The following is an 8,373-nucleotide window of genomic DNA, read 5'->3' as shown; positions in this document are numbered from 1 at the left end:
CTCGGCGTCAACGGCTTCATCGGCCACCACCTGACGCGCCGCATCCTGGAAACCACGCCGTGGCAGGTCTACGGCATGGACATGAACACGGACCGCCTGGGCGACCTCGTCGACCANCCGCGCATGCACTTCTTCGAGGGCGACATCACCATCAACAAGGAGTGGATCGAGTACAACATCCGCAAGTGCGACGTGGTGCTGCCGCTGGTCGCCATCGCCACCCCGGCCACCTACGTGCGCCAGCCGCTGCGCGTGTTCGAGCTGGACTTCGAGGCCAACCTGCCGATCGTGCGCGCCGCGGTCAAGTACGGCAAGCACCTGGTGTTCCCGTCGACCTCCGAGGTCTACGGCATGTGCGGCGACGAGGAATTCGACCCCGACGCCTCGCCGCTGGTCTACGGCCCGATCAACAAGCCGCGCTGGATCTACGCCTGCTCCAAGCAGCTGATGGATCGCGTGATCCACGCCTACGGCATGGAGCAAGGGCTCAACTACACGCTGTTCCGCCCCTTCAACTGGATCGGCGCCGGGCTGGACTCGATCTTCGAATCGAAGGAAGGCTCGTCGCGCGTGGTGACGCAGTTCCTGGGCCATATCGTGCGCGGCGAACCGATCAAGCTGGTCGACGGCGGCGCGCAGCAGCGCGCCTTCGCCGACATCGCCGACGGCATCAGCGCGCTGATGCGCATCATCGAGAATCCCGGCGGCGTGGCCAGCGGCAAGATCTACAACATCGGCAACCCCGGCAATATCCACTCGGTGCGCGAGCTCGCCGAGATGATGCTGAAGATGGCCGCCGACTACCCGGAATACGCGCAGCAAGCGCGCCATACGCAGATCGTCGAGACCTCGTCGGGCGACTTCTACGGCAAGGGCTACCAGGATGTGCAGCACCGCGTGCCTAAGATCGACAACACCATCGAAGAGCTGGGCTGGCGCCCCGAGATCGGCATGGAAGCGGCGCTGCGGCGCATCTTCGAGGCCTACCGGGGCAAGGTGGTCGAGGCCCGCACGCTGGTCGATTCCGGCAACTGAGCGCGCACCCACATGGCACGGATCGCCCTGAAGGTCGATGTCGACACACTGCGCGGCACACGCGAAGGCGTGCCCCGGCTGCTGTCGCTGCTGGCGGCCGCGCACGCCCAGGCCACCTTCCTGTTCAGCCTGGGCCCGGACCACACCGGCTGGGCGCTGCGGCGCGTGTTCCGCCCCGGCTTCCTGCGCAAGGTGTCGCGCACCTCGGTGGTGTCGAACTACGGCCTGCGCACGCTGATGTACGGCGTGCTGCTGCCCGGCCCGGATATCGGCCGCAAGGGCGCCGCCGAAATGCGCGCGGCGCGCGCCGCCGGGCATGAATGCGGCATCCACACCTGGGACCACGTCTACTGGCAGGACAATGTGCGCGAGCGCGATGCCGCCTGGACCCGCGACCAGATGCAGCGCGCCTTCGCACGCTTTCGCGAGATCTTCGGCGAGCCCCCGGCCACGCACGGCGCGGCCGGCTGGCAGATGAACGAGGCCGCGTTCCGCCAGATCGACATCTGGGACATGGCCTACGCGTCCGACGGCCGCGGCAGCGCGCCCTATATCCCCACGATCGCCGGCGTGCCCTGCCGCCACGTGCAGTTGCCGACTACGCTGCCGACGCTGGACGAGCTGATCGGCACCGACGGCCTGACCGAGGACAACGTCCACACCGCCCTGCTGAAGCTGACCGAAGGCACGCGCGACCATGTGTTCACGCTGCATGCCGAACTCGAAGGCGGCAAGCTCGCGCCCGTGTTCGAACGGCTGCTGGCGGGCTGGCGTGCGCAGGGGCACGAACTGGTGTCGATGGGCACGTGGTATCGCGAGCTGGATTGCGCGACGCTGCCGCGCCTGCCGGTGACGTGGGGCGAGATTCCGGGGCGGAGCGGGGAGTTGATCGTGCAGCCGCAGTTGGGCTGACGCATCGCCCCGAATACCGATTGTGTGCTCCCTCTCCCGCTTGCGGGAGAGGGTTGGGGTGAGGGCCGGGCGTACCCACGAAGTTGAGACCTGTGGTATGCCAGTGCCTGCCCTCACCCCCTGCCCCTCTCCCGCAAGGGGGAGAGGGGAGCAAATAGAGCGGGTTTTTATGACTCGGTAGCCTTCCCCCCGCGCCGCGCCCCAACCCGCAGCCCATTGAACACCACCAGCAAGCTCGCCCCCATGTCGGCGAACACTGCCATCCACATCGTCCCCATCCCCAGCACCGTCAGCACCAGGAACACGGCCTTGATGCCCAGCGCCAGCGCGATGTTCTGCCTGAGGATGGTGGCGGTGCGGCGCGACAGCCGCACGAACGCCGGGATCTTGCGCAGGTCGTCGTCCATCAGCGCCACGTCGGCGGTTTCGATGGCGGTGTCGGTGCCGGCGGCGCCCATGGCGAAGCCGACGTCGGCACGCGCCAGCGCCGGGGCATCGTTGATGCCGTCGCCAACCATGCCGATGCGGCCGCCGCGTGCATGGGCCGCGTCGGCCAGCGCGGCGATGGCATCGGCCTTGTCCTGCGGCAGCTGATTGCCACGCGCTTCGTCGATGCCGACCTGCGCCGCGATCGCCTGCGCCGTGTGCGGGTTATCGCCGGACAGCATCAGCGTCTTGACGCCCAGCGCATGCAGCTCGGCGATCGCCTCGCGGCTGGTGTCGCGCACGGTGTCGGCCACCGCGAATAGCGCCAGCGCGGTGGCGGCGCCCTGGTCATTGACCCGCGCCAGCAGCACCACCGTCTTGCCCTCGCGCTCCAGCGCTTCCAGCCGCGCCTCCAGCGCCGGCGAGCACGCGCCCATGTCATGCACCAGGCGGTGGTTGCCGAGCCGGTATTCCACGCCCCGCACCGTGCCGCGCGTGCCGCGCCCCGCCAGCGCCTCGAACGTTTCCACCGGCAGCGTGGCGATGCCGTCGGCCCGCGCCGCTGCGGCCACCGCCCGCGAGACCGGATGGTCGGAGCGCGCCGCCAGGCTGGCGGCGATGGCGCGCGCATGCGGGACCTCGTCGGCCAGCAGCGCGTGGTCGGTCTGCGCAGGCTTGCCGTGCGTGATGGTGCCGGTCTTGTCCAGCGCCACCCAGGCCAGCTCGCGCCCCTGCTCCAGATAGACTCCGCCCTTGACCAGGATGCCGCGCCGCGCGGCCGCGGCCAGCCCGCTGACGATGGTGACCGGGGTGGAGATCACCAGCGCGCACGGGCACGCGATCACCAGCAGCACCAGCGCCTTGTAGATCCAGTCCACCCAGGCGCCGCCCGCCAGCAGCGGCGGCACCACCGCCACCGCCAGCGCGATCGCGAACACCGTGGGTGTGTAGATGCGCGCGAACTGGTCGACAAAGCGCTGCGTGGGTGCGCGGCTGCCCTGCGCGGCCTCCACCGCGTGGATGATGCGCGCCAGCGTCGAGTCGCTGGCGGGCGCGGTCACGGTGTATTCGAGTTCGCCGGACTGGTTGATCGAGCCGGCGTAGAGGGCATCGCCTTCGGCCTTGTCGACCGGCACGCTTTCGCCGGTGATGGGCGCCTGGTCCAGCGCCGACTGCCCGCGCACGACCTTGCCGTCGAGCGCCACGCGCTCGCCCGGGCGCAGCCGCACCAGCGTGCCGACGGCCACGCCGGCGGCCGGCACGGTGTCCCAGCTGCCATCGGCGCGGCGCACCGTGGCAAGCTCCGGCGCCATCGCCATCAGGCCGCGGATGGCATGGCGGGCGCGGTCCAGCGACGCCGCCTCGATGCGCTCGGCCAGCGCGAACAGCACCATGACCATCGCCGCTTCCGGCCACTGGCGCAGCAACAGCGCGCCAGTCACGGCGATGCTCATCAGCGCGTTGATGTTCAGGTTGCCGTTGCGCAGCGCGATCCAGCCCTTGCGGTAGGTAGTAAGCCCGCCCAGCGCGACCGCGGCGACTGCCAGCACCGCCGGCAGCCACGGCAGACCCAGGCCCAGCCACTCCGTGGCCTCGGCCCCCAGCGCGGCGACACCGGCCAGCGCCAGTGGCCACCACGGCTTGCGCGCTGCGGTTTCGGGCAGCACTTGCTGCGCGGCCGCGGCGCTGAGCGGCACCGGCCGCATGCCCAGGCTTTCGATGGCGCGGGCCACCGGCTCCGCCGACGGCAGCGTGTGGTGCACCGTCAGCACCCGCTGGATCAGGTTGAATTCGAGCGCGGCGATGCCGGCCATGCCGCCCAGCTTGTTGCGGATCAGCGTTTCCTCGGTCGGGCAATCCATGGCGTCGATGCGCCAGGTAGCGGTGCGGGCGCCGGCCGGTACCGCGACCGGTGCCGGCGGCATCAGCGCGACGGTCGACGCGCACCCGCCGCCGCAACACGCGGCCGGCGCCGGTGTATGGTCGTGAGCGTGGTCGTGGTCGTGAGCGTGGCCGTGGTGATCGTGATCATGCGCATGGCAGGCGCCATGCGCCCCATCGTGCTGGACGGCGTGATCGTGCGGAAGGGCGTCTTCAGGTGACGTGCGAGCCATGTCTTGTTGTTCGCGCTGGTTTGACCTGATGACATTGAAGACCCTGTAGTGGCTACAGAGTCAAGCGGCATGGCGTTCGTGATGCCGGCCATGCCGCACGGGCTGCTAGTGCTCGCAGTTGACCATCCACGACATGCCGAAGCGGTCCACCAGCATGCCGAAGCCTTCGGCCCAGAAAGTCTTCTGGTACGGCACCACCACCTGGCCGCCTTCGCTCAGGCCCTCGAAGATGCGCCGGCCTTCGTCGCGGCCGACCCCGCCCACCGACAGGCTGAAGCCGCTGAACGCCGGGCGCTCGCCGGGACGGCCGTCGGAGGCCATCACCTGGTTCTCGCCGATCTGCAGATTGGCGTGCATCACCTTGTCTTTCCAGTCGTCGGGCACCGCCATGCCCTGGTCCTGCGGCGCTTCTCTATAGCGCATCGCGAACGTGACCTGCGCACCCAGCACCTTGCCGTAAAAGGCCACCGCCTCGTCGAAGCGGCCGCCGAAATCCAGATAGGGTTGCACCTGCATGTTGCTCTCCTGGTTGTCCATCGGGTTGCATGACATGGGCTGCCGGACGCTCCGCAGCGGCGGCGGCCGGCACGCGCGCCATTATCCGCGCGCGCGGGGCGAGTGCAAGGGCGGCCTCAGGATACGGCGGCGGGTGCGGAAGGCAACGGCAGCGGCACCGGCTCGGCCGGGAACTGTAGCGTGAACACGGTCAGGCCGTCGACGCTGCGCACCGTCACGCTGCCGCCGTGCAGCCGCATGATGGTGTCGACGATGGCCAGGCCCAGCCCGGTCGATGCCGCCGAGTTGCGCCGCGACGGATCGGCGCGGTAGAAGCGGCCGAAGATATGCGGCAGCGTCTCCGGCGGGATCGCCGGCCCCGGGTTGCTGACGCGGATGCTGGTGCCCGTGCCGCTGCCCGTGGCGGTCGGGGCGCGCGCAACGTCGACCCGCACCGTGCTGCCCGCCGGCGCATGGCGCAGCGCGTTGTCGAGCAGGTTGGTCACCGCGCGCCGCAGCAGCGTCTGGTCGGCCTCAACCGGGGCCGAGCCGGAAACCGTCAGCATGACCTCGCGGTCCGCCGCCACGGCTTCGAAGTACTCGGCCATCTTGTCGAGTTCTTCGCGCGCGTCCAGCGTACGCACGTCCAGCGCCACCTGCGCATGGTCGGCGCGCGCCAGGAACAGCATGTTCTCGATCATGCGCGCCAGGCGCTCGTACTCCTCCAGGTTGGACTCGAGCAGCGCCTCATACTCGGCGGTCGTGCGGCTCTGCGCCAGCGTGACCTGGGTCTGGCCGATCAGGTTGCTGATCGGCGTGCGGAAATCATGAGCCAGGTCGGCGGAAAACTCGGACAGCCGCGAGAAGCTGTCCTGCAGCCGCGCCAGCATGTCGTTGAGCGCGGCCGCCAGCTCGCGCAGCTCCGCCGGCGCGCTGCCCACGTCCAGGCGCGTGGCCAGGCGGCTGGTGGTCACCGCGGCGGCATCGGCGGCCATGCGCCGCAGCGGCCGCAGCGCGCGCCGCGCCAGCGCAAAGCCCAGTCCGGCCGCCACCGCGGCGCCGCACAGCGTGGCCCACAGCAGCTGGTGGCGATATTCGCGGATCAGCGCCACGCGATAGCCGGCATCGCGCAGCACCACGATCTCCACGGCCTTGTCCGAGTCGCCCAGCTGGCCGAGCGCGGCAATGCCGCGCGAGGGCACGCCGTTCTTGGGCCGCCAGGTCTGCAGCATGCTTTTCTCGGGCTGCGTGGTGGCCGGCAGCACGCGCAGCGGCGGCACGGTCTCGTTGCGCGGGTTCAGCGTCACCAGCGGCTCGCCCTGGCGCGTGCGCACCACCAGGATCAGGCCCTCGTGGCCCATCGCGATATCGGCAAAGCGGTGGGTATCGGCACGGATCTCGGCCTCGCTGCGTACTTCGCGCAGCAGGTGCCGCACCAGCAGCACCTCGCCCACCAGCTCGCTTTCATCGCGCCCTTCGAGCTGGGCCGACAGCGCGCTCGACAGGTACGCCGCCACGCTGGCCAGGATCGCCGCGGTGGCGAGCCCGTAGGCCAGCGCCAGCCGCGTGGTAAGCGAAGACGGCAGCCGCATCATGCGTCTTGCACCCGCTCATCGCCATCGTCCAGCACGTAGCCCATGCCGCGGCGCGTATGGATCAGCTTGCGCGGGAACGGGTCGTCGACCTTGGCGCGCAGGCGCCGGATCGACACGTCGACTACATTGGTGTTGCTGTCGAAATTGACATCCCACACCTGCGAGGCGATCAGCGAGCGCGACAGCACCTCGCCGCGCCGGCGCGCCAGCAGGTACAAGAGCGCGAACTCCTTCGAGGTCAGGTCGATCTTCTGGCCGGCGCGCACCACGCGGCGGCGGATGGCGTCGATCTGCAGGTCGGCCACTTCGATGAACTCGCTCTCGCGCAGCGGACCGCGGCGCAGGATGGTGCGGATGCGCAGCACCAGCTCGGCAAAGGCAAAGGGCTTGACCATGTAGTCGTCGGCGCCCAGCTCCAGGCCCTTGAGGCGGTCCGACAACTCGTCGCGCGCGGTCAGGAACAGCACCGGCGTGTCGCGCTCGCGGCGCAGTTCGCGCAGTACCTCCCACCCGTCCAGGCCGGGCAGCATCACGTCCAGCACGATCAGGTCATAAGGATGCTCGCGCGCGTGGGCCAGGCCGTCCGCGCCGTCGCGCGCCAGGTCCACCACGAAGCCGGATTCGGTCAGCCCCTTGTGCAGGTAGTCGCCTGCCTTGGGTTCGTCCTCGACAATCAGGATACGCATGATTCAGTCACTTTCGGGCGGCCCAGTGCCGCCATGGCGTAACGCTAGCCGAGGATGGCGGCAAATGGGTAAAGATTGCAGAAATGTCATCGCCATGCCCACGCATTGCCACGGCATGGCCGCGCAAAACACCGGTAGAATGCGCGCTCACCGCCATCGCGCGCGGCTTGCCCGCGCGCATCGTCCCCCATTCTGCCGCTTTCCCTGCGATGAAACGCCTGCCTAGCTCCTGGTTGCTGTCTCTTGCCCTGCTTGCGCTGTCCGCTGCGGGCAGCGCGGCGGCGGACAACCGGATGGGCGGCGCGGTGCATGCGGCTGGCCTGTCGCTGCCGGACCGCCATGTCGCGGTCAAGCTGGCAGCGGAAGCGTCGCTGGACGGCGCCGCCGGCCTGGATTGCGGCGCCAGCGCGGTGCGCGTGATGGCCGAGCCCGCCGGCGACGGCGAGCCGTTGCAGCTGGGCGAGCCGGATGCCCCGCGCGACACTGCCGCCGGCACCGCCCCGCAGCCTGCCGCGGCTGCCAACGTGCTGCGCGAACTGCCTGCCGAGGTGTTCGTGCACCGCGCGCATGTGGCGCCCATGGCCACGCCGGCGGCATTCACCGGCATCCTGCCGATGCTGCCGGTGCTACGGCTGCTGCCCCCGCACTGCTGAGCGCCGCGCCCGGCAGCGCCGCGCCCGGCAGGGATCCACGGGATTTGGCGGGGCCTGGCAGCGACTTAATCGACGCGGAAGAAGTCGATCGACTGCCCGGCGTTGACCGCGCGCTGCAGCCAGTCAGGATACTCGCCCTGCCCGTCCCAGCTCTGGCCCAGGGCATTGCGGTACAGCGGGCGCGCGCCCGCGGGCTTCGGCGCGGTGGCGGTGGCCGCCGACGGCGCAGGTTCGCCGGCGCCCGCCGGTGCCGCCGCAACCTTGTCGAAGCACCCGGCCTCGACCAGGTCGTCGAGGCTCAGGGCATGACGGTCCATTTGCTCGCGGATCCACGCCACCGCAGCGAGTTTGGCTGAATCAGACTCGGACATGACTCTTGTGAGAGGCCCGCTGCATTTCCGCGGGCAATGAAAAACCGGCGATGGAACCACAGGCCGGTCGGACAGCCATGATTCTA

General features: G+C 69.9%; 8 protein-coding genes. 3 read left to right on the top strand and 5 right to left on the bottom strand.

The window, feature by feature from the left end; translation table 11 throughout:
* The coding region (locus A3AG_RS32110) for a bifunctional UDP-4-keto-pentose/UDP-xylose synthase (protein ID WP_018008633.1) at nt 1-1,035 on the top strand (1,035 nt) is incomplete at its 5' end.
* A 12-nt stretch (nt 1,036-1,047) separates the two neighbouring features.
* Nucleotides 1,048-1,947, top strand: coding sequence for a polysaccharide deacetylase family protein (locus A3AG_RS0128160; RefSeq protein ID WP_018008632.1), 900 nt, complete (start codon nt 1,048-1,050; stop codon nt 1,945-1,947).
* A 167-nt stretch (nt 1,948-2,114) separates the two neighbouring features.
* On the opposite strand, the gene A3AG_RS0128155 is transcribed toward A3AG_RS0128160, so the two are convergent.
* The 4 genes from A3AG_RS0128155 to A3AG_RS0128140 form a co-directional block, all read right to left on the bottom strand.
* Complete coding sequence (locus A3AG_RS0128155) at nt 2,115-4,298, bottom strand: heavy metal translocating P-type ATPase (protein ID WP_306437438.1); 2,184 nt, start codon at nt 4,296-4,298, stop codon at nt 2,115-2,117.
* Nucleotides 4,299-4,592: 294 nt separating this feature from the next.
* Nucleotides 4,593-5,003 (bottom strand): VOC family protein, encoded by a 411-nt coding sequence (locus A3AG_RS0128150; protein ID WP_026164528.1) that lies wholly within the window; start codon nt 5,001-5,003, stop codon nt 4,593-4,595.
* A gap of 116 nt (nt 5,004-5,119) precedes the next feature.
* Complete coding sequence (locus A3AG_RS0128145) at nt 5,120-6,577, bottom strand: heavy metal sensor histidine kinase (protein ID WP_018008629.1); 1,458 nt, start codon at nt 6,575-6,577, stop codon at nt 5,120-5,122.
* Nucleotides 6,574-7,263, bottom strand: coding sequence for a heavy metal response regulator transcription factor (locus A3AG_RS0128140; protein ID WP_018008628.1), 690 nt, complete (start codon nt 7,261-7,263; stop codon nt 6,574-6,576). The genes A3AG_RS0128145 and A3AG_RS0128140 overlap by 4 nt, the downstream gene beginning before the upstream one ends.
* 209 nt (nt 7,264-7,472) lie before the next feature.
* Here A3AG_RS0128140 and A3AG_RS0128135 point away from each other — a divergent pair, with 209 nt between their 5' ends.
* The gene (locus A3AG_RS0128135; RefSeq protein ID WP_035849761.1) at nt 7,473-7,916 is read left to right on the top strand and encodes a hypothetical protein; all 444 of its coding nucleotides are present in this window, start codon (nt 7,473-7,475) and stop codon (nt 7,914-7,916) included.
* 65 nt (nt 7,917-7,981) lie between these two features.
* Here A3AG_RS0128135 and A3AG_RS0128130 read toward each other — a convergent pair whose 3' ends face one another.
* Nucleotides 7,982-8,287: an H-NS family nucleoid-associated regulatory protein gene (locus A3AG_RS0128130; RefSeq protein WP_026164527.1), complete on the bottom strand. Its 306-nt coding sequence runs from the start codon at nt 8,285-8,287 to the stop codon at nt 7,982-7,984.
* Between the last annotated feature and the right edge of the window lie 86 nt (nt 8,288-8,373).

The organism is Cupriavidus neocaledonicus (assembly GCF_000372525.1).
Classification (GTDB): Bacteria; Pseudomonadota; Gammaproteobacteria; order Burkholderiales; family Burkholderiaceae; genus Cupriavidus; species Cupriavidus neocaledonicus.
Note: the sequence above shows the minus strand (reverse complement) of the source record. Positions and strands in the feature narration are given on the sequence as shown.

Excerpts from the sequence above, each read along its gene's own strand:
- A3AG_RS0128145 (WP_018008629.1), bottom strand. The coding sequence starts at position 6,577 with ATGATGCGGCTGCCGTCTTCGCTTACCACGCGGCTGGCGCTGGCCTAC.
- A3AG_RS0128140 (WP_018008628.1), bottom strand. The coding sequence starts at position 7,263 with ATGCGTATCCTGATTGTCGAGGACGAACCCAAGGCAGGCGACTACCTG.
- A3AG_RS0128155 (WP_306437438.1), bottom strand. The coding sequence starts at position 4,298 with ATGCCGCCGGCACCGGTCGCGGTACCGGCCGGCGCCCGCACCGCTACC.
- A3AG_RS0128150 (WP_026164528.1), bottom strand. The coding sequence starts at position 5,003 with ATGCAGGTGCAACCCTATCTGGATTTCGGCGGCCGCTTCGACGAGGCG.
- A3AG_RS0128160 (WP_018008632.1), top strand. The coding sequence starts at position 1,048 with ATGGCACGGATCGCCCTGAAGGTCGATGTCGACACACTGCGCGGCACA.
- A3AG_RS0128135 (WP_035849761.1), top strand. The coding sequence starts at position 7,473 with ATGAAACGCCTGCCTAGCTCCTGGTTGCTGTCTCTTGCCCTGCTTGCG.
- A3AG_RS0128130 (WP_026164527.1), bottom strand. The coding sequence starts at position 8,287 with ATGTCCGAGTCTGATTCAGCCAAACTCGCTGCGGTGGCGTGGATCCGC.